The 18,891-nt window shown below is 63.5% G+C and carries 19 protein-coding genes and 1 pseudogene; 9 read left to right on the top strand and 11 right to left on the bottom strand.

Translation table 11 applies throughout. The features are described from left to right. Window positions 1-336: 336 nt before the first annotated feature. Both IEY07_RS20765 and IEY07_RS24880 read right to left on the bottom strand, forming a co-directional pair. Window positions 337-1,320 (bottom strand): phosphotransferase family protein, encoded by a 984-nt coding sequence (locus tag IEY07_RS20765; RefSeq protein WP_188897478.1) that lies wholly within the window; start codon window positions 1,318-1,320, stop codon window positions 337-339. 129 nt (window positions 1,321-1,449) lie between these two features. Next, complete coding sequence (locus IEY07_RS24880; RefSeq protein ID WP_373288901.1) at window positions 1,450-1,821, bottom strand: hypothetical protein; 372 nt, start codon at window positions 1,819-1,821, stop codon at window positions 1,450-1,452. A 312-nt stretch (window positions 1,822-2,133) separates the two neighbouring features. Here IEY07_RS24880 and IEY07_RS20755 point away from each other — a divergent pair, with 312 nt between their 5' ends. Continuing rightward, window positions 2,134-3,027 carry an aminoglycoside phosphotransferase family protein gene (locus IEY07_RS20755; RefSeq protein ID WP_188897474.1) on the top strand — a complete coding sequence of 298 codons (894 nt, stop codon included), beginning with the start codon at window positions 2,134-2,136 and terminating at the stop codon, window positions 3,025-3,027. 98 nt (window positions 3,028-3,125) lie between these two features. Here IEY07_RS20755 and IEY07_RS20750 read toward each other — a convergent pair whose 3' ends face one another. Further along, window positions 3,126-3,620 carry a GNAT family N-acetyltransferase gene (locus IEY07_RS20750; RefSeq protein WP_229670438.1) on the bottom strand — a complete coding sequence of 165 codons (495 nt, stop codon included), beginning with the start codon at window positions 3,618-3,620 and terminating at the stop codon, window positions 3,126-3,128. 669 nt (window positions 3,621-4,289) lie between these two features. Here IEY07_RS20750 and IEY07_RS20740 point away from each other — a divergent pair. The 4 genes and pseudogenes from IEY07_RS20740 (at window position 4,290) to IEY07_RS20725 (ending at window position 8,439) form a co-directional block, all read left to right on the top strand. Beyond that, window positions 4,290-4,874, top strand: coding sequence for a helix-turn-helix domain-containing protein (locus tag IEY07_RS20740; RefSeq protein WP_229670437.1), 585 nt, complete (start codon window positions 4,290-4,292; stop codon window positions 4,872-4,874). Further along, the gene (locus tag IEY07_RS20735; protein WP_188897470.1) at window positions 4,871-6,130 is read left to right on the top strand and encodes an MFS transporter; all 1,260 of its coding nucleotides are present in this window, start codon (window positions 4,871-4,873) and stop codon (window positions 6,128-6,130) included. Before IEY07_RS20740 ends, IEY07_RS20735 begins: the two co-directional genes overlap by 4 nt. Window positions 6,131-6,328: 198 nt before the next feature. Next, window positions 6,329-6,949 carry a P-loop nucleotide/nucleoside kinase family protein gene (locus tag IEY07_RS20730; protein WP_188897468.1) on the top strand — a complete coding sequence of 207 codons (621 nt, stop codon included), beginning with the start codon at window positions 6,329-6,331 and terminating at the stop codon, window positions 6,947-6,949. Window positions 6,950-7,066: 117 nt separating this feature from the next. Then, window positions 7,067-8,439, top strand: a pseudogene (locus tag IEY07_RS20725) (IS256 family transposase). Between the two features lie 96 nt (window positions 8,440-8,535). Here the strand turns inward: IEY07_RS20725 and IEY07_RS20720 are convergent. The 3 genes from IEY07_RS20720 to IEY07_RS24365 all read right to left on the bottom strand — a co-directional run bounded on the left by IEY07_RS20720 (window position 8,536) and on the right by IEY07_RS24365 (window position 10,551). Beyond that, window positions 8,536-9,399, bottom strand: a complete 864-nt coding sequence (locus tag IEY07_RS20720; protein WP_188897466.1) for a hypothetical protein — start codon at window positions 9,397-9,399, stop codon at window positions 8,536-8,538. After that, complete coding sequence (locus IEY07_RS20715; protein WP_188897463.1) at window positions 9,399-9,905, bottom strand: SigE family RNA polymerase sigma factor; 507 nt, start codon at window positions 9,903-9,905, stop codon at window positions 9,399-9,401. Before IEY07_RS20715 ends, IEY07_RS20720 begins: the two co-directional genes overlap by 1 nt. A gap of 307 nt (window positions 9,906-10,212) precedes the next feature. Then, window positions 10,213-10,551 carry a cupin domain-containing protein gene (locus IEY07_RS24365; RefSeq protein ID WP_229670435.1) on the bottom strand — a complete coding sequence of 113 codons (339 nt, stop codon included), beginning with the start codon at window positions 10,549-10,551 and terminating at the stop codon, window positions 10,213-10,215. A gap of 75 nt (window positions 10,552-10,626) precedes the next feature. On the opposite strand from IEY07_RS24365, the gene IEY07_RS20705 reads away from it, so the two are divergent. Both IEY07_RS20705 and IEY07_RS20700 read left to right on the top strand, forming a co-directional pair. Next, window positions 10,627-11,166: a DinB family protein gene (locus tag IEY07_RS20705; RefSeq protein ID WP_229670433.1), complete on the top strand. Its 540-nt coding sequence runs from the start codon at window positions 10,627-10,629 to the stop codon at window positions 11,164-11,166. A 366-nt stretch (window positions 11,167-11,532) separates the two neighbouring features. Then, entirely contained in the window at window positions 11,533-12,519 is a 987-nt protein-coding gene (locus IEY07_RS20700) for a hypothetical protein (RefSeq protein WP_229670431.1), read from the top strand. A gap of 278 nt (window positions 12,520-12,797) precedes the next feature. Here the strand turns inward: IEY07_RS20700 and IEY07_RS20695 are convergent, their stop codons facing one another. Beyond that, window positions 12,798-13,805, bottom strand: a complete 1,008-nt coding sequence (locus tag IEY07_RS20695) for a phosphotransferase (RefSeq protein ID WP_188897457.1) — start codon at window positions 13,803-13,805, stop codon at window positions 12,798-12,800. Between the two features lie 429 nt (window positions 13,806-14,234). Here IEY07_RS20695 and IEY07_RS20690 point away from each other — a divergent pair, with 429 nt between their 5' ends. After that, entirely contained in the window at window positions 14,235-15,041 is an 807-nt protein-coding gene (locus tag IEY07_RS20690) for a class I SAM-dependent methyltransferase (RefSeq protein ID WP_229670429.1), read from the top strand. A 139-nt stretch (window positions 15,042-15,180) separates the two neighbouring features. Next, window positions 15,181-15,987, top strand: coding sequence for a class I SAM-dependent methyltransferase (locus IEY07_RS20685; protein WP_188897453.1), 807 nt, complete (start codon window positions 15,181-15,183; stop codon window positions 15,985-15,987). 196 nt (window positions 15,988-16,183) lie between these two features. Here IEY07_RS20685 and IEY07_RS20680 read toward each other — a convergent pair whose 3' ends face one another. The 4 genes from IEY07_RS20680 to IEY07_RS20665 form a co-directional block, all read right to left on the bottom strand. Next, a complete protein-coding gene (locus IEY07_RS20680; RefSeq protein ID WP_188897450.1) occupies window positions 16,184-16,624 on the bottom strand; it encodes an HIT family protein in 441 nt (146 codons plus the stop codon). Between the two features lie 224 nt (window positions 16,625-16,848). After that, the gene (locus tag IEY07_RS20675; protein ID WP_188897448.1) at window positions 16,849-17,586 is read right to left on the bottom strand and encodes an ABC transporter permease; all 738 of its coding nucleotides are present in this window, start codon (window positions 17,584-17,586) and stop codon (window positions 16,849-16,851) included. After that, the gene (locus tag IEY07_RS20670) at window positions 17,567-18,550 is read right to left on the bottom strand and encodes an ABC transporter ATP-binding protein (RefSeq protein WP_188897446.1); all 984 of its coding nucleotides are present in this window, start codon (window positions 18,548-18,550) and stop codon (window positions 17,567-17,569) included. Before IEY07_RS20670 ends, IEY07_RS20675 begins: the two co-directional genes overlap by 20 nt. 44 nt (window positions 18,551-18,594) lie before the next feature. Next, window positions 18,595-18,891, bottom strand: a 297-nt coding sequence (locus tag IEY07_RS20665; protein WP_229670427.1) for a phospholipase D-like domain-containing protein, incomplete at its 5' end; no start/stop codon positions are given.

Here is an 18,891-nt window from a genome sequence, read left to right as displayed (position 1 = left end):
GGGCCACCCAGCTCCGGTCCCAGGGATGCTTCCAGTTGGAATCCCCGGGGCCCAAGAGCCAAGGGATGCCAGCGACGGTTCTTCGCCCAGCGAGCCTGGCGAGCGAACACAGGACGCCCATCCGCGCGCCAGGAGCTTCCCGTCGATGTGCTCAGATGCGTTGTTGTTAGCGCGCCGTTCACCGGGCGCCAGGGTGTCGTCATTTGAGACTCCAAGGTCAGACAGTCCTTGAAACCTGGCTCGGCACCGCACACAACACAGACAGCTCAAACCAGCCACGGCCCAAGTAGCCGCACCGCAAGACGTTCCCTGCCCGGCGATCGTTGAACGGGCACCTCACCACACAGCTGATAGTGCCTCCGCCAGAAAGGTGTCTCGACGTCTGCTGACGACCTCAGCACTCACAACCTCGCCGTCGTCATCAAAACCTGGATCGTCCAGCACCGTCGGGGTGTTGAGAGCGGCGACGGTGTCCCAGTACGCGAGGTGCGTGGCGGCGCGACCGGCAGCGCCTTGCCATCCTTCCAGCACGTAGCTCGCCGCGTTACTGCCGTACTGGAGTGTCATGTTGAGCCGTAGCAAGCCCAGATCGATACCCGGATCACCCACTCCCGCATCCTTCCAATCGATCAAGCCGACACACTTGTCGCCATCCCACAGTGCGTTTCCGGCCCAGACGTCGCCGTGCAAAAGGACCGACTGCCCCTCCAGGCGAGGGGTCGCCCTGACCCGCTCGTCGGCCACGTGCAGCAGCGCTGAGCCAGGAGGCGCGTCGATTGTTCGAAGGATGGTTTCCTGCGACATGCCGGTGAGCTGGCCGAGCCGCCGGACTATGTCCGACTTTTCGCTATCGGGAGACGACCTATATAGCGCGGCCCAACGACGCATCATCGGATGGTCATACTGCTTCGATCGCGTCAGATGCGGCAGCCACGTCCGTGGTTCAAGCGGAACCGTGTGAACCCTCGCGATCGCAGCGCCAAACGCCCGCAGTCTGCTCGGGGACACCCTCGATGGCGGAGCACTACTGCCCGACAGGACGGTCTCGACCGTCGCCGGGGTCCCCGCCAGCTCACCGTCCCAGTCCACGGCCAATAGTCGCGGTGCCGCCAGGTCATTCCGCTCGGCAACCCGGAGCGCGGCAGCGTTCGTCCGGACCGGATCCGCGTTACGCCAGCCCGGCTGCGTGACGCGCAAAACCACATCATCGCCACCCCGAACCTGCAATCGCCACGGAGAGTGACCATCACGCAGAGGCTGCATCGATTCGATCTCGGCGCCAATCGACTCACCCGCCCAACGGACCGTCGCTTCCAGCAACTCATAACCCTGTGCGCACACCAGCAGCGTCTCAGCCGTCCCCTACGCCGTCAACAGCATCGACGCACCCACAAGGCGATCCATCGCCGCGCAGGAGCCGATGTCCCCTGGACCCCCAACGGGATCGAATCAGACGCTGAGTTGATGCCAGCGAACCGGGGTTCCCCAGAAGGGGAACAGCGTGTCCGCGAGTTGCAGTTTCTCGGCTTGGTCTCCGGAATGGGTGTCCACGCCCTCCAGGAGGACGCTCGGACGGTAGCCGCGGAAGGTCAGCTCCTGCAGGGTGCTGAGCACACACACCTCGAGCATCAAGCCAACGACAACGACTGTTCGCTCGGGATCCGGCCGACCGATCGTGCGATCAAGCCACGCGGTGAACCCGTCCGGATCCGGCTCGGCCGGACCAGGTTCAACATGCTCGTCGCCGGCGCCGGAACGCGTCCAGGCCGGCGACGGGGTGGCCTTCACCCAGGGTTCGCTGACGAGCAAGTCGCTCGGCACCAGCGATTCTCCGGCCCAGCGTCCAGGCGCACAATGCCACTCACCAGCGGGCTTCCCCGGGTCTCGGTAATCGGAGACGATTTCGTGGACCCGCCACTGCCGTGCGCGGGCAGTCGGAAAGACGACGTCGGTGAGGAAGGGCACGCAGTCCCGCCGACGATAAAGGCCGCCACCCGGCGACGCGAACTCGTGCTGCAGATCAACGCTCAACAGATCCACTACCGACACCACCACAGCATCGTACGGACAATTCGGCTTGACCAGATGATCAATACTGCCGCCACCGACCGAAACCGCTGAAATGGAGGCCTGATGCCTGACAAGACAGTGACTGCAGCACTGGAGGCGCTCGGACAGCCCACCGATATCGACGCCGTCCAACTCACCGGGTCGATGTCCCAATCGGGCGTGTACAAGGTCCGCATCAACAACCTCGACGCAGTACTGAAGATCAACAGTGCCCGCCACGAGCAGGACCTCGCACGCCACGAACTCGCGTTCTACCAAAGTCTGGCCACCGACGTCCCCGTCCAGACCCCGCAGTTGCTCCAGGCTGTCGACACCGACCAACTGACCGTCCTCCTGCTAACCGCACACGGCCAGACCCGTCCAGCTGCCGACTGGGATGACGCCGACTGGCTCGGGCTCGCCCGCGAACTCGCCGAGCTGCATTCCTTTCCGGTCCCGGACGGCGCCCCCTGGAACGGCACTCCCTGGCTAGAAAGCATCTTGCAACAGCCACCCTTCGAAGTCGCCGAAAACTACTGGTCGCACACTCCTGCCAGCCCATCGCTCGGCGCTGTCCTTGACGACACCGATCTGCTCGGCGCGGCACTTGCCGCCGTCCCCCGCTGTTTCATCCACGGTGACTGCCACGTCGGCAACCTCCCGCTCGACGGCCCCCACGTGGTCTGGGTGGACTGGACCGTGACCGGAATGGGTTATCCCGCGATCGACCTCGCCGCACTCTGGGGACGGGCTCATTCGGACGGCGCCGACCCGCCCTACGGCGGGATCCTGAACACCTACACCAGGCACCGCGGAATCGACGCAGACGATCTCCGACGCTCGATGCTCGCCGCCCTCCTAGCCACCCTGCTCTTCGGCTGGCCCGAATACGCCCACTACCACTCCACGACCGAACAAGGACGCACAACCCAATACTTCATCGGTCTACTGAAGGACTGGCACAACCTCACCACCTAGCTCACCGAGAAGCACCCCGGCTGACCGCAAGAGTTCCCTTGGGGACACCGAGATCAGGGCAATGCATCGGCATCGCCAGCCGATCGCTCACGGGACATCTATGACAGTGACTTAATCAAGTAGTCGCACGGGTCCCGGTGAACCAGGTCGCCGTCATCTCGTGGCTCGACCCACTCATCGACTACTCGCCCGCGCCCCCACAGCACATAACCGAGACGCTCGTACAGGCGACGTGCATCCGGATTGCTCGGTTCGACAGCGAGTCCGATCGAAGGGAACCTCCGATGCGCCGCGCGTGACTCAGCGGCGGCGATCAACGCTGTCCCGATCCCCTGTCGTTGAGGGTAAGCCTCCAGCGCGTTGATCTCGGCCGTGGCCGGATAGGTAACACGGACGGGCCGGTACTTCGATTCGTTGTAGATCGTCGCTCGCCCGACGTTCTGGTGACCACGCCAGGCCAGAAGGTAAGTCGCAGCACCCGCGCCTTGGAGTGCGAAGCGCTCGCGATGATGTGCCGCAACGTGCGGCACCAGATCCTGAGACAGAAGCCTCTCCAGGTCCAGCTCACTACATGGTTCGACGCGCAACTCCACGTTCAGGAAGCTACGCGAGACGCGAGACGATCTCACTCCAATTGCTGATACCTCTACACGATCGATCACTGGGTCTGCGTCTAGACTCGGCCCTGGGTCGAGCCCAGGCAGGCTTCCACTGCCGCAAGGTTGGTGCTGGCCACGGTTCCCGCGGAGGCAAGATGGTGCGGACCGAGGAAGCCCCGTCGATCCCACTCGCGTGATTCCTCGATCACACCCAGCAGCAGGTGCCGCGGCAGGATGCCATCAGCCTGTTCAGCCTGTGCGGCGCGCCAGCCCGAGTCCCACGACCATCATCGAACGCGGTGTGTACGAGATCGGTCCGTCAGGACTGGGGCCTTCCTCGCCGACCAACTGGGTCCTGAACAGGTCGCGGGTGATGCCACAGGCCGCCAGGCGTCCGCAGTCGCAGGATCGGCGGCCACCACACCCCAGGACGATGTGCTCTGTTCCCACGTGATCGTCATCGAGGGCCCTAGCCTCGTTCTCCGCTTCGATCAAGCACTGCCGCGCACCTGAACCCAGATGATCGCGCGCCTGGTACGCCACGATTCAGCTTCCCTAACGTTTTTCATGACCGGGCATTCGAGCGCTGCGACTCGGTCGCTTGACAGACGCGGGCCGAGTTGAGAGATTTCTATCGATAGTGTCCTCTCGATAGGTGTGGTTGTGGCGAATCTCCTCGGTGATGTCGAACTCGACGCGCGTGGCATGCGGGCATTGGCCCATCCGGTCCGGCTGGCGATTCTCCGCCAGCTACGCGAGAACGGGCCGAACACGGCGACTGGCCTGTCACCCGAGGTCGGCGCCAGCCCATCGGTGACGAGCTGGCATCTTCGGCACCTGGCCGAACACGGGCTGGTCGAAGACGCGCCCGGTGACGGGCACGGCAGGAAGCGCTGGTGGCGGGCCGCCGGCAAAGGATTCCGATTCACTGCCGCCGTAGAAGACCCGGAGGCAGCAACGCTTCTTCGTGACGCACTGGAGCGGTCCGAAGGTGACCTGGTCGCCGAATGGTCGACCCACACACGGCCACGTCTGGAGGTCGAATGGCTGCAAGTCGCGTCCCGCTGGAACACCGGGCTGATCGCCACACCGGACGAACTGCGACGGTTTGACCGAGCGCTGGAGGAACTCGTCGCCCAACTGGTCAACCGGGACCCGGACGACATTCCCGACGGAGCACGAGCCGTGCGCATGCTGCATTACTTGCTACCGGCCGCACCCAGCGAACCAGCCGAAACTGACCGGTGACCGAATCAGTCGGCCATGCAGAGTCAGTCTCGGTCTGGCACAACCGACGCTTCCTGCGGTTCTGGGCGGGTAACACGATCTCCCAGTTCGGCGATCAGATCACTGGCCTGGCCTTCCCGCTGATCGCCACGATCACCTTGCAGGCCAGCGCGACAGCAGTTGCAGCGTTAACCGCAGCACTGTGGATTCCCAACCTGTTCGCCCTGCCGATCGGCACCTGGGTCGACCACCACCCCAACAAACGACGCGTCCTCATCACGGCCGAGCTGATCCAAGCCGGCGCGATCGCCACCGTGCCCATCGAACACGCCCTGGGCCTGGTCACCATGCCCCTGCTCTATACCTCGGCTGTCCTCCTCGGAGCCGGCGGCGTGCTCGGCGGAACCGCCTCCCAACCCTTCTTCGTCCGACTCGTTGCACGACACCAGTACATCCAGGCCAACTCACTGCAATCGACCACCCAGTCAGCATCCGGCATTGCCGGACCGGCAATCGGCGGGCTACTCATCGCTGCCCTCACAGCCCCCGCCGCCATGATCATCGACGCCGTCTCGTTCCTGGTCTCGGCCACCGCCATCACCACCATCGCGATCCCGCCATCGCCGCCCGACACGGCCACCGAGTCGTTTCTGCGCAGACTGACCAACGGCACCCGCTACCTCTTCCACCAGCCCTATCTGCGCGTCAGCCTCGGCTGCTCCACCACGATGAACTTCGCCGCGTTCGTCATCCAGGCCCTCCTAGTCCTCTACGCCAGCCGCTACCTCCACCTGTCCGCCGGCCTGATCGGAACCGCCCTCGGACTCGGCGCCACCGGAGGACTCGCCGGCGCCATCACCGCAGCCCGCCTCGCCCGCGAAATCGGCACCGGCTGGACCATCGCCACCGGAGCCGCCCTCAGTTGCGCACCGTTCGCCGTGCTCTCCGTCGCCGGCATACTCGTCGGTCACAAGGTCGGCCTCGTCGTCCTTCTGGCAGTAATCGAATTCGTGTCCAGCCTCGGCATCATGTGGTTCGACATCAACAACAACGCCGTCCGGACCATCGTCACCGAAGACGCCATGAGATCTCGCGTCTCCGGCGCCTACTCGACCATCAACTACGGCATCCGACCCGTCGGCGCCATCATCGGCGGCCTCTTCGCGACCCATATCGGCCTGCCAGCCACCCTCATCGGCGCCGCAACCCTCGGCACAGCAGCGATCCTCTGGCTCATCCCCACAGCCACCCGCATCCGGGCCATCGACCGACTATGACCCGAGCCTCGGCGCCAACAAACGCACCAAGCCGAAGACCGCAGCAGGATCGACCGGGCAGAACGCGACGGCGGGTCTGGTGCCCGGTGACTACGCGGCAAGGGCCGATGACCGGGCACTTCGCGGACGATCGCTCACCGGGCCGACCGCGGAGTCTTCGCAGGCGCGAACAGTTCGGATGGGGCAAGATCAGGTCCCGTGGCCACCCCTACGAACTACAACAAGTCGCGGGTCGGCCTGCTCATCGTCATCTCTGGTCCCGCCGCCGCGGGCAAGACCACGATTGGACGCGAGATCGCAGCCCGCCGGAACCGAGCGATCCACATCGATGGCGACTTCATCCAGGGCCTGATCGTCACCGGATCCATCAAGATGGACGTCCCGCCGCCACCCGGAGCGCTTGATCAACTGCGATTGAGGTTTCAGGCTGCGCTGGCCGTCGCCAACCTCTACCGCGATGCCGGCTTCGACGCGATCATCAGTGACAACCTGTTCGAGGAGGAAGCCCACAGGTTCATCCAGTCTGCGATCAGCTCACACCCCTCGCGGCTGATTCACTTCGTGATGCTCAACCCCTCGGTCGAAGCGATCTGGGAGAGGTACAACCAACGTCCCGAGGGTGGCTACACCGCCTCCCTCACCCCGGAAGTTCTCAAAGACGCGGTGGAACGCACTGCTCGCGTAGGCCTCTGGCTCGACACCAGTCACCTGACTGCGGGGCAAACCGCTGAGCAGGTGCTAGAACGCCTAGACCAAGCTGAGGTCAGACCCGAAGCCCCGACCGCGGGCTCGAACGGGAGGCCCTCACGCCGCCCGTGAGCCGCTCCTTCGCGGGCACCAAGATCACGACCAAGCATCGACACCGGAAGCGGGGGTCTGTCGATTTAACGGTGTAAGTGGCTCTACCGCCCTGTGGGGCAGGAGGAGTCAGCAACGATGTCCGACACACTGGTGGGTGTGAGCCCGCCGTCACCACAGCCGGAGGAGCCGGCGACCGGGCCGCAGCGGGAGTTGTCTGCGGAAGAGCTGGCCGTGGTCGAGGGTCTGGTCCGTCAGGCCCGGGACTCCGGCATGTCATTGACTGGCCCGAACGGTCTGTTGAAGGCGTTGACCAAGACGATGATCGAGACCGCTTTGGATGAGGAGATCAGCGACCATCTGGGCTATGACAAACACGCCCCCGAGGGCCGCAACGGTGGCAATTCGCGGAACGGGAAACGGTCCAAGACGGTCTTCAAGAGTGGTTGACCGATAACGCCGGCGAGGTCCAGATCGACGTCCCTCGGGACCGCGACGGCTCGTTCGAACCGCAGCTGGTCAAGAAACGCCAACGCCGATTGACCGAGGTCGACGAGATCGTCCTGTCCCTGTATGCCAAGGGCTTGACGACTGGTGAGATCTCGGCTCATTTTGCCGACGTCTACGGCGCTTCGGTTAGCAAGGACACGGTGTCCAAGATCACCGATCGGGTGATCGAAGAGATGCAGGCCTGGTGGCAACGACCGTTGGAGAAGGTCTATGCCGCGGTGTTCATCGACGCGACCTCAAGGGTCAGCATGGTCAAGATCCGCGACGGTCAGGTCCGCAACCGACCCGTCTATGCCGCGATCGGGGTCGACCTGGAGGGCCACAAAGACATCCTGGGCATGTGGGCCGGTGACGGCGACGGGGAATCAGCGAAGTTCTGGCTTCAGGTGTTGACCCAGTTGAAGAACCACCGAGTTGAAGAACCGTGGTGTCCGCGACGTGTTCTTCGTTGTCTGTGACGGGTTGAAAGGGTTGCCCGACAGTGTGACCGCGGTGTTCCCGCTGGCGATCGTGCAAATCCACTATTGGGCACTGTCATCATCCACCTGATCCGCAACACCTTCCGGTATGCGTCGAAGAAGTACTGGGACAAGATCAGCTTCGACCTGAAACCGATCTATACCGCACCCACTCCGGCCGAGGCCCGCCGCTGCTATGAGGAGTTCGCCGAGAAATGGGGTCGGGCCTACCCTGCGATCAAACGGCTGTGGGACAACGCCTGGGAAGAGTTCATCCCGTTCCTAGACTACGACGTCGAGATCCGCAAAGTGATCTGCTCCACCAACGCGATCGAATCGTTGAACGCCCGCTACCGCCGCGCCGTGAGGGCCCGCGGACACTTCCCCAACGAGCAGTCCGCAATGAAAACCCTGTATCTGGTCACCAGGAGTCTGGACCCCAAAGGCACCGGTCAGAGACGATGGGGCATGCGCTGGAAACCAGCACTCAACGCCTTCGCCATCACCTTCGCCGACCGGATGCCAGCCGCCGAGGATCAGTAATGAAACCGCCACTTACACCGTTCGACTGACAGTCCCGGAAGCGGATCCTGCACCGGGCACGGGCTGATGGGAGGCGGGTCGGGTGACCCCGGTGGCTCAGCGGTGCTTCGGGGCTTCGCGGTTGAGGTTCACCCGAGGGTCGACGGCCACTTTCAACAGGTCATTGGAGTCGAATGGGAACTGTTTCACGGGGCGGATCGGATCGCCGGCATCGTCGGTGTTCGCCGCGTAGTAGGCCTGAATCCCGATGTGCTGGCCATCGTCACGGGTGACCAGAACACCGAAGCTCTTACTGTCCGTGCTGGCTGGGGCGGTGCGCGTGATCTGCGCGCTTTCGGTGTCCCGCTCGCTGGTTGGTGCTGGCGTGCAGATCCAATCGGTGCCACAGGCCGACAGTGTCCGGCTGTCAAAGTTCGCGACGTTGACGATGATCACGCCGTGACCGGATGAGGTTGTCCAGGTCAGGATCTCCTGGACCTGCTGCTGGTCGGGTTCGGGCGGATACATACAAGTCAGCCGGGTGCCCGGATCCTCCAGATGAGTGTTCGTGGGGTCCAGCCGAGCGCCGAGGGCCGACCGAATCCCGGTCGCGACCCAGTAGAAGTTCGGGTAACGACCCTGCAGATAGCCGCCGTCATCACACACACCCCCAGAACCGTCGTACTGCCGGGAGGCCCCAGCCCTCGGGTTAGCCGGCACCGGGGCCGCCACGTGCGCGTCCTGATAGCCCACTCGGCCAGGAACCAGTTGGATCGCCAGAACAACAGCCGCCACCACAGAGACCACGGCCGCGGCGACCCGCCACCGCTTCCCTCGCACGTGCTTCTTTGCCCGGAATAGGTCCTGCCGCGGATCCGTGTAGGACGTCCCAGCGGGCAGGGTCTCGAACAGCCGCTCAAGTTCAGCCACGACCAGCGAATCGTCTTGGCCTAAGTCGTCAGTCGCGCGGTCGTCAGTCATCATTGATCCCCTTCCCGGATGGTCACTAGGAGTCGCGCTCGCAAGGTCTGGAGAGCGGCTGATGTCTGGCTCTTCACCGTCCCGGGCCGCACCCCCAGATCGGCGGCAGTCTCCTCGACCGACAAACCCCAGTAATGCCGCAGAACCACCACCCGCCGCTGCCGTACCGGCAGCGCCCTGAGCGCGGCCCACAGTGCATCCGAGTCCTCCACCGACAACCCGACCGGCTCCTCGGCAACGTCGATCAACTCGATACCGGGCCGTTCTCGCCGCCAAGGCCGAGAACCTTCGTCGAGATGACTGTTCACGACAGCTCGCCGAACATAAGCCTCGACCGAGTTAGCCCGCCGGACCCGTTTCCAACTGCCGTACAACTTGACCAAAGCCCGCTGAACGATGTCCTCCGCCAGATGCTCGTTACCGGCCAAGAGGTAGGCGAGCCGGAACAACCGCGGACGCTGCGAAGCCACGAACGCGGTGAACTCCACATCACGCACATCGCCCATCCACAACCACCTCCAAACCAGACTCCGATGCCCTCATCTTCCTAGACCGAAGCCAGCTCCGATCGGTTCGCTCGAAACCAGAGAGAACCCAAATTCCATCTCGTAGGAGGTTCCCCGGCCGACACAACCGACAGCCGGCCCTCGCGGTCTCTAGCCGAACACGCCAACGGGCGGCCTCACCGGGCACCCAGCTGAGCGCGGAATCGGATATCCGGTAGGGATCGATCATCGGGCAGGGTCACCCTTGATCAGTTGGGACCGGAACGAGTCTCTTGTCACCGATCGACGGGCCACGAATACTCAGACCTCAAGCCGGGTGCTGAACCGCAACGAGCGAGTGGACCACACCAGCGCCCACCACCAGCGCCTCGTCTGGTCCGACAAGGATCGTGTCGTTCTTGACCTGCACGTCGATCGAGCCCTCCAAGACGACGTACACCTCATCGCTCGACTCGTGAAGATGAGGCCCCGGATCGCTGAACTCGCGGTCGACCCGCCAATGCAGAACTTGGACACGTGTCGACCGGAAACCATCCGACGTCGGCGGATTCGGGCCGGACACAACAGTCAGCGCTTCGCCGAGACTGACCTTGCTGACACGATGCATCGCCGCAGTCTCGCACCTTGGGTTGACGAGACCGACCACAGGTCAGCTGTCCGGACGGGATCCGTGACCGGGCACTATCGAAGCCGGCAGTTGGCCCCCGATAGCGTGCTATCTGTGACCGATGAACTCGATGAGCACGGTCGGCGCGAGCCGTCGATCGACGGCGACGAATGGACCACTCTGACGGAGTTCCTCGACCTACAACGCTCGTTCCACTGGAAGGTCAGCGGCCTCAACGCCCGGCAACTGGCCCGCCGACATCCGCCGTCTGCGATGACCCTAGCGGGAATGATCAAACACCTTGCATTCGTCGAAGACGACTGGTTCGGCACCTGCCTGCAGGGTCGGCGAGCGCGTGAGCCATGGGCCGGAATCGATTGGTCGACGTCACCGGACTGGGACTGGGACTCCGCGCCCGGGCAGGAACCGCAAGAGCTTCTAGCACTTTGGCAGGAAAGCGTCGAGCAGAGCTGGGCTACCGCCGCCCAGGCCTTCGCAGAGGGCGGCCTCGATCGTCAAGCAGTGAAGCCATGGCCTGACGGACGGAAGCCGAGTCTGCGATGGATCACCATTCATATGATCGAGGAGTACGCCCGCCATGTCGGGCATGCGGATCTCCTCAGAGAGGCCATCGACGGCGAAGTGGGCGAATAGGTCGTCCTGCAGATTTGCCTAGCAGCGACTCCGGCGCAGATACCAAGATTGTGAACTCGCATCGCGTCCGTAGAGAATCCTGTTCCGGTCAGGTCCTCGGCGGAGTTGACGTCCCGGTGATCACGCGACTGTCCCCTCACCAGGCAGGTTGCCGACAATCGTCGACTCGGAATCCCCTGATGCTGGCCGCCCAGTGAACTCGGAGTTTGGTTTCACCTCTCGACGCAGAACTCATTCCCCTCAGACAACCGCTCAACCGATATACCCAGGATCGGACTGGACGTTCGGAGGGGCGAACCGCCCTCGCCAGAACGGCGTGGGAGGGGCCTCATCGACCATGCGGGTCCGTAGGTCAGGATTTGCGGTGTGAGACACTTTGACGGAGTAGTCCAATTGCCGAGCGCCGCATTCGTCGCAGAAGACGTGCTTGGTGAGACTTTCATCGGGCAGTCGGGCGGAGCAACGTTTGAACTGACTTTCCCGGTGGACCCAAAGCCAAATGCGGGCATGGGGCACTCTCTCGATCAACCGCGCCCAGTCGATGGGATCGTGCGTGATGCGATCGAGAGCCGCCTATGGGGTTGGGGGTACGCCAGCCACACCAAGCAGATGCCGGATGGGCAGGAGGGCTGCGCGGTCGCCTGGATGGTGGAGCAGATAGCCGTCAACATCACTTTCGATGATGCCGACAATGCTGTCGCCTTCTTCGATCTTGCGGATCGATTTCGCGAGGCCTTCGACGCCTGGTACCGCATCGCGGTCGATTGGACTGAGTTGTGGAGTGGCGCGATCCTTCAGCGCGGCGACTCTCGCGTCAGGACGTCTCGTGGACAGGTGCGCGACGCTGACGCGCCTTCGCCAGGGAGTCTCTCCGGTTGGGGCGGGTCTTTGATCTTGGGAGCGTCGACATTTTTCCGCTCAGAGAGCGCTCTCAATCGAAAGATGCTGGCCTCTGCGTTCGCAAGGGCCGATGCCGAAGAAGAGCCACCGCTGGAATGGGGGCTGTTCCTCCGCAGCCAACGTGAACCTGATCGCCGGATCGCAGTCATTGATGCCGCAACGGCGACGGAGGTGGCTCTCACTGGAGCACTCGACGTCCGGCTCCGTGGCATCGGGTCATCGGCGCGAGAAGTGATCGCGAAGAATGCAAACGGACTCGTAGGTCTGATCACGTTACTGGAGAGCATCGACGACAGGGCCAGGAATGAGAGCCTCGTCAAGCGAGTCGCAGACCAGTTGGCCGGACCAAGAAACGATGCGGCGCACCGTGGTGCTATCCCAGCCAATGCGAGAAGGGCATTCTCGACCGCAAAGGCAGTGCTCGACCAGTACTCACCTCTCGGACAGCCGTAATTGGCTTTCAGCGTGGTGATCAACGCCCCCGCCTGGGTTCCACTCCGAGGCAGGGGCGCTTCTGGACCAGATCATGGCGGTCCGGTGTACCGGCTGACCGTTCGTCCAGAACGCTGCAACGACAAGCGGCTCGCGGCAGTCGAATTTGTCCGACTTGACGAATGCTGTCACCTCGTCAAGGTATCGCCCCAAGACTCGTGGCAACCATGATCGCGTCACGTCCGGTGCCCGCGAGCCGGATCGTTGACCGGGCAACCGGCGTTCCCCACCAGAGGCAGTCACGAAATCTCGCGCACCACGGCGAGAACGTCTTCCATGGTCGAGGTATCGAGTGGACGGGTCAGGGCTGCGACAAGCTCTCCGGATGAATCGCCGGATGCTCGATCGCTGGTCAACTCGGATTGGATAGTCTCGTAGAGGTGGTTCAGGAAGGCGGCCACTGCGTAGCCAAACGCCGTAACGTCTTCGATCACACCTCGGCCGCCATCGGCCCGGTAGGCACGCATGAAGCCCGTGATCAAGTCCGGCCTAACTCCGCCTGGCGTGAACCACTCGATGAGCGTCCGAGCCAGGATGCGATCGACCGAGCAACGGGCGGCATCGTCCCAATCCAGCAATGCGAACCCTGTCGAGGTGACCAGGACGTTCTTCGGTTGCATGTCCGTGTGCAGCACACTCTGACGCGCGTCCGTCGCTGGCGTCACCGACTCTGCCAGTCGAGTCAACTGACCGAGCCGAGCCGAAAGCAGCTCGGCCCACGCCTTGTCCGCGCGCCGAGATTGTTCCAGCGCTGTCTGCCATTCGAATATCGCCGGCACCGTTGTTAGCCAGTTCATCAACCATGGGTCAAGTGATTGGGCAGCAGGCGGGTCGGGGGCACACTCGATCGTCGCCGCCATCCTGCCCAGCCACGCAGCAGCATCAGACACGTCGCGTGTCAGCTGCAGCGGGCGACCATCAATCCACGTGGAAACGCTTGCGTAGACAGCGTCGGAATCGTCGCCGATCCCGACTCGTCCCACAAGCTCACCAGCCGAATCCCGAACTGCCCGAGGGCCGACAACCCCTGACTCACGTGCTGCGTTCGCGAGTTGCGTCGACGCCTCGACCCGGGACGCCAGCTCGTCGACATCAACGAAATCCCGGAACTCCTTGACTGCGTAGCTTCCCGACGTGCTGTCTAGCCGCCAGATCCGGGCCATCATGCCGTCAGCCACGTGCGTGAACTTGTGCACCTCGCCCAGCGTGAAGGCATCCGCAATGGCCGTGCCATCCGTGAATCTCACGGGCTAGACGGGCAGCAGCGGCAAGGACATCATGATCAACATTCGACCACTGCCCATCCTGGCAAGCAAGAGAATTGCTACAACCGTCCCCGGAGTGCGCCGCCCGCAAGGGTTCCCTGGCCGACACCAGCGGGCGCCGCCCGCAAGCGGTCCCTGGTGGCGGGCCCTCCGAGCAACCTCGCCGGGCACCCCCTGAGCGTCGAATCGCTGTGTCACCGAGGATCCTCGACCGGGCAGCCTGGAACGGCGGACCGGTGCCCCCGGTGATTACACGGCAAGGTCCCGTGACCGGGCAGCTCGCGGGCGATCCTCGGGCGGAGCACCGCGACTGCGCGGCTGCGATCGCTGACCGGGCAGAAGCTTCAATGGCGGCCGGGAGTATCCGGCAAGCACGCGACAGCATCCCTCACCGACCCAGTTGGGGCAGCGTTGCCGGGTCAAGATTGGGCGCCGCGTCAAAGTCGACTGAGCTCAGCGCGGTCGAGCAGTCGTTTCGATAGCCTCACGCCTATGACATCTGGGCGGGCCTGGCAGGACCTCGCTAGCGACTACGAGGCCAGCCGGTTACGCGAGGACTCGCTTGACCGCATCCTTGAATGGCCGGCGCAACAAGAACTTCTCGGCGACCCGACTGGGCTCCGGATCCTTGATGTCGGATGCGGCAGCGGTGCGAAAGCCGCTCACTGGGCCAGTCACGGCGCCGCCGAGGTCACCGGCATCGACATCAGCGGCCAGTTCATCCCTACCCCACCGGACAACGTCCGGCTCATCACTGCAGACCTGTCCAACCTCGACGCCATCAACGAATTGTTCGGCCACAGCTACGACCTCGTTGTGTTCTTCCAATCGATCAGCTACGCCAAGGACCAAGTGCACACCCTGCGCTGTGCCCGGCAGCTACTCGCTCCAGGCGGGCGGATCATCGTCCAGCGGTCCCATCCGATCCGATTCGCCGTGGAACGAGCCGAAGCCAATGACACGAGTCTTGGCGTCGAGTACTACTCGACCGACCCGTACTACTACCGATCTGGCTGGAACGACCAGGTGATGCTGACTCATTCGACCGAGACCATCGCGGCCATGCTGAACAGTTTCGCCGCCGCAGGACTGCACGTCGAGCACGCGGTCGAACCGCAGCTCAGCGCTGAAAACCGCCACCAGTGTCCGCACAAGCAGAAGTGGTTGGACAAGTATCTTGGCGTCATCCTGTTTGTGCTTCGCCCAGTAGCTGATTGAAGTCGCAGGAGCTGCTCCTGCGTTGTTCAACGGAAAGTGGCATGACTAAGCTGGATCGCAGCCCGGCAGGGACCTGATCGGCTGATCAATTCCGCGGTCGCCAGCGCCGGGCTGCCGAAGTCGGTGAAGGATGAAGCGTATGGGCACCAAACCAGCGCACTGGTCGACTCGGGTTGCAGAAGGATTCCAGGATGAGGACGTGGCGGCCGTCTACCACCGAAGGCCGCCCTATCCCGCCGAGGCGATCGACCAGCTCCTCGCACTTGCCAACGGTGGCCCCGTTCTCGATCTTGGCTGTGGACCAGGTGACATCGCGCGCCGGATTGCACCCCATGTCGAACGGGTCGACGCTGTCGATTTCTCGACCGCAATGGTCGCTCGCGGTAAGCAACTGCCCGGCGGCGACCATGTTGCGATCCACTGGCAAGTCGCCGCAGCCGAACACGCCGAGTTCCATCCTCTATACTCACTGGCGACCGCAGGCGAAAGTCTGCACTGGATGGACTGGGACGTCGTCCTGCCCCGCCTGGGCGGCACAACGCTCGCGATCGTCGAGCGCGACTGGGGCGGCTCATCAGTCCTCCGGAAGGCGCTCCTGCCACTCTGGCAGCGATACTCCTCAGTACGTGACTTCCAGCCGTACGACCTCATCGAAGAACTCACCAGCCGCGGCCTCTTCACAGTTCTTGGCGAACGGCAGTGCGAGCCCGTACCGTGGCAGCCGACTATCGAGGAGTACCTCGACGCCCGGCATTCCCAGCGCGGCTTTGCGCGCACCCACATGGGTGAAGCTGACGCGGCAGAGTTCGATCACGCGGTCACAAACACGCTTCACCAGCTAGCCACAACTGGTGACCTCACCACGGATGGCGACCGACTCGAACTCACGGCCGGTGCCCGCATCACCTGGGGCAAGCCCGCCACCCCGCGGTTATCCGCGCACTAACAGCCGGATCCGCAGCCAAGTCTCAGCACCGCGCCATAAGCGGTTCCCCTGCAGACACCAAGATCACGATCAGGTGTCGTCGCCGCAAGCCGATCCGGTTCCGGGCGGGTCCGCTGGACGGGCCAGGTGCCCGTCCATCACGCGGCAAGGTCCGGTGACCGGGCGGTTTCGCGGGCGGTCGCTGACCGGGCAGGCGTCACCTGGAATCGGAGCCGGTCGACAACAGTCCTGCGCGGAGGTCGTCCAACCAGCCGGCGCCAAGCACATGACTCGACTTGCCATGGACCCAGGTGTCGAGCCCATCGTCGGCCCACCGAGGCACCACATGAAAATGGAGGTGGTCGACCGACTGGTCAGAGTTCTGTCCACTGGCGTTGAGCACGTTAACCCCCTGCGCACCGATCGTCGCCGCCATCTGCTGCGCGACCCGCTGAACCAGAAGAGCTACCTCCTGCAGACAGTCGGATGAGACGTCCTGCACCCCGACCGCGTGCTCATTCGAGATAACCAGCGTGTGCCCGGGCGCCAACCACCCGTACCGCCGCGGCAGCAACGCCGAAGCCAAGGGCCCCCGCCACACCCAATCGGCCGACCCATCGCCATTGAGCAACGAGCAGAAGACACAGTCCGCCGCCATAGGCGAGGAGTCTGCCATGACTGTCTTCGGCGGTCAGCCCTGTTTCACTCGGGATCCTGCACCGGGCAGGCCCACGTGGGATCGCTAGGTGCCCGGTGATTCAGCGGGAAGGTCCCCTCACCGGGCAGCTCGCGTGCTTACTGGTGCCGGTCCTCCTCGGTGGCTGGGCACGCCTGATGATCAACCGGATAGTGCCTGGGGCGTCTCGTGACGTGTGGGCCTGGTCATCGGTGTCGCCAGCTGAGGCGCATCGGCACGATGATCAGTGACGCGACGACAAATCCGAGCAGTATCCCGACTGGGATTGAGAGCTCGGCCAGTGGTTGCTGTTGAGCAGCCTGCCGGAGGGCCTCGGCTGAGTAGGTCGTCGGCCACAGCCGAGCGATCCAGCGCAGCGCTGTGGGTAGGTCGGTCATCGTGATGTAGACGGGCCCGAAGTTCAGGATGATCGTTTGCAGGATCTGGGTGACCAGACTCGATACCTGCGCGTTAGGGCTGACGAAACCGATGATCGCGCCGAACCCGGCGAGGGCATAGGCAGAGATGACCATGATCACGATCATCGGGGCGGTGACGGTCATCTGGAAGGCGGCCACCCCAATCGTCAGCATCACGATCGCTGACGGCAGGGCCAGCAGCATCCCGCGGGTGGCGATCGCTGCCACGAATGCCGGTTTGGATATTGGCAGGGCCGCGTAGTGTTCAAACGCGTTCTGGTCCTTCATTCCGCCGAGTTCTTGGCCGAGGGAGAGCATGCCACCAAAGCTCAGGCCACTGACCAGGCTGCCGATCACGAAGACCGGCATCACGCTCGGATCGTGACGACCGGTTAACAACCACAAGAAGATCAGCATGCTGACCGGTACGAACGAGGCTTGGACCAGATACCAGTACCACTGGTCCCGAAGGACCAGGAGTTGACTGCACAGCAGCCACCAGAAGTCAGTGATCGGCTTGGGCATGATCAACACGGTCGATCCTCAACTCTGCCTGTTGCGGCAGAGTGTTCGCGGTGAGTTGAAGATAGAGATCCTCCAGGGACGGGGTGACGAGGCGAAAGTCGTCGATGCCTTCCCCTCCGATCGATTCGATCAAGAACCGCATTAACTGATCGACGCGCTCCCGAGGTGCCAAGATGGTCCACCGGCCACGCTGGACATGGACGCTGCCTTCCATCGTCTGAAGGGCTTGCTCGATACCCTGATCGATCCCGGGTCGCAGACGGAGCTCTAACCGGATCCGGTCGTCGGCGAGTCGCTTCAGCGCGCCGAGGGTGTCGTTGGCGACCAGCCGACCCTGGTCGATCAACGCCACCGTGTCGATGACGTCCTCTGCCTCGGTCAGATTGTGAGTGGTCAACACCACAGTTGCCCCCCGCGCCCGCACATACTCGCGGAGGAAATCCCAGAACTCACGCCGACGAGCCGGGTCCAGTTCGTTCGTCGGTTCATCCAAGACCAGAATCTCCGGCATGCCGATGAACGTGCTCAACAAGACGGCGAGGCGCTGCTCACCACCACTTTGCCGACTCAACCGCCGATCCGCATGAGAACCCACACCAAACCGATCCATCACCTGCCCAGCCTGCGACCGAGCCTCAGCAACACTCAGCCCCCGCAGACAACCCGTGAACACCAACACCTCGCGAGCCGTATGGTGTCGCAACGCGGCAACCTTCTGACCGTAATAGCCAACCTTCAACGGGATACTGCCCGGGTCGGCAACCACATCCCGGCCGTCGAGAAAGATCGCCCCCGACGTCGGCCGCAGCAAGCCGACCAACTGCTTGACCAATGTGGTTTTGCCTGCCCCGTTCGGGCCGAACACACCCAGGAACTGGCCACGTTCGACGCTCAGGCTGATGTGATCATTGGCCGGCTGCGTCCTCCCTCGGTAAACCTTCGTCAGGTCAACTACTTCGATCACCGCCGAGTGCGAGACCGAGGGTGAGCCCGAATGCGGAGCTCCAGTCATCGGCCGATCCGGTCGTTGAACCACATCGCCTGCAAACCGGCCAACGCGGGATTGAGATTGATGGCCCGCTCATCCAGAAGCCGGAACAGCTCCGTTCCCATCACCTGCTGCCTGACCAACTCGCCCGCGGTAGCGGCCAACGTCGGCATCGTCGTCCAGATCGCCGACTCAGTCGGTTCCGGCGCCGGCTGCCCGATCACCGCCTCGACATTGTCGGCCACCACCGTCAACCACTGCACGCCACTATCCACCGGCTCGTCATCACTGACCGGATGCTTCACAAACACCCGCTC

The sequence above is a fragment of the Microlunatus endophyticus genome (assembly GCF_014646195.1).
GTDB lineage: Bacteria > Actinomycetota > Actinomycetes > Propionibacteriales > Propionibacteriaceae > Microlunatus > Microlunatus endophyticus.
This window is presented reverse-complemented; position numbering and strand designations above follow the sequence as displayed.

Coding starts and splice junctions, on each gene's coding strand:
- IEY07_RS20755 (WP_188897474.1), top strand. CDS start 2,134: ATGCCTGACAAGACAGTGACTGCAGCACTGGAGGCGCTCGGACAGCCC.
- IEY07_RS20720 (WP_188897466.1), bottom strand. CDS start 9,399: ATGACTGACGACCGCGCGACTGACGACTTAGGCCAAGACGATTCGCTG.
- IEY07_RS20715 (WP_188897463.1), bottom strand. CDS start 9,905: ATGGGCGATGTGCGTGATGTGGAGTTCACCGCGTTCGTGGCTTCGCAG.
- IEY07_RS20685 (WP_188897453.1), top strand. CDS start 15,181: ATGGGCACCAAACCAGCGCACTGGTCGACTCGGGTTGCAGAAGGATTC.
- IEY07_RS20680 (WP_188897450.1), bottom strand. CDS start 16,624: ATGGCGGCGGACTGTGTCTTCTGCTCGTTGCTCAATGGCGATGGGTCG.
- IEY07_RS20675 (WP_188897448.1), bottom strand. CDS start 17,586: ATGCCCAAGCCGATCACTGACTTCTGGTGGCTGCTGTGCAGTCAACTC.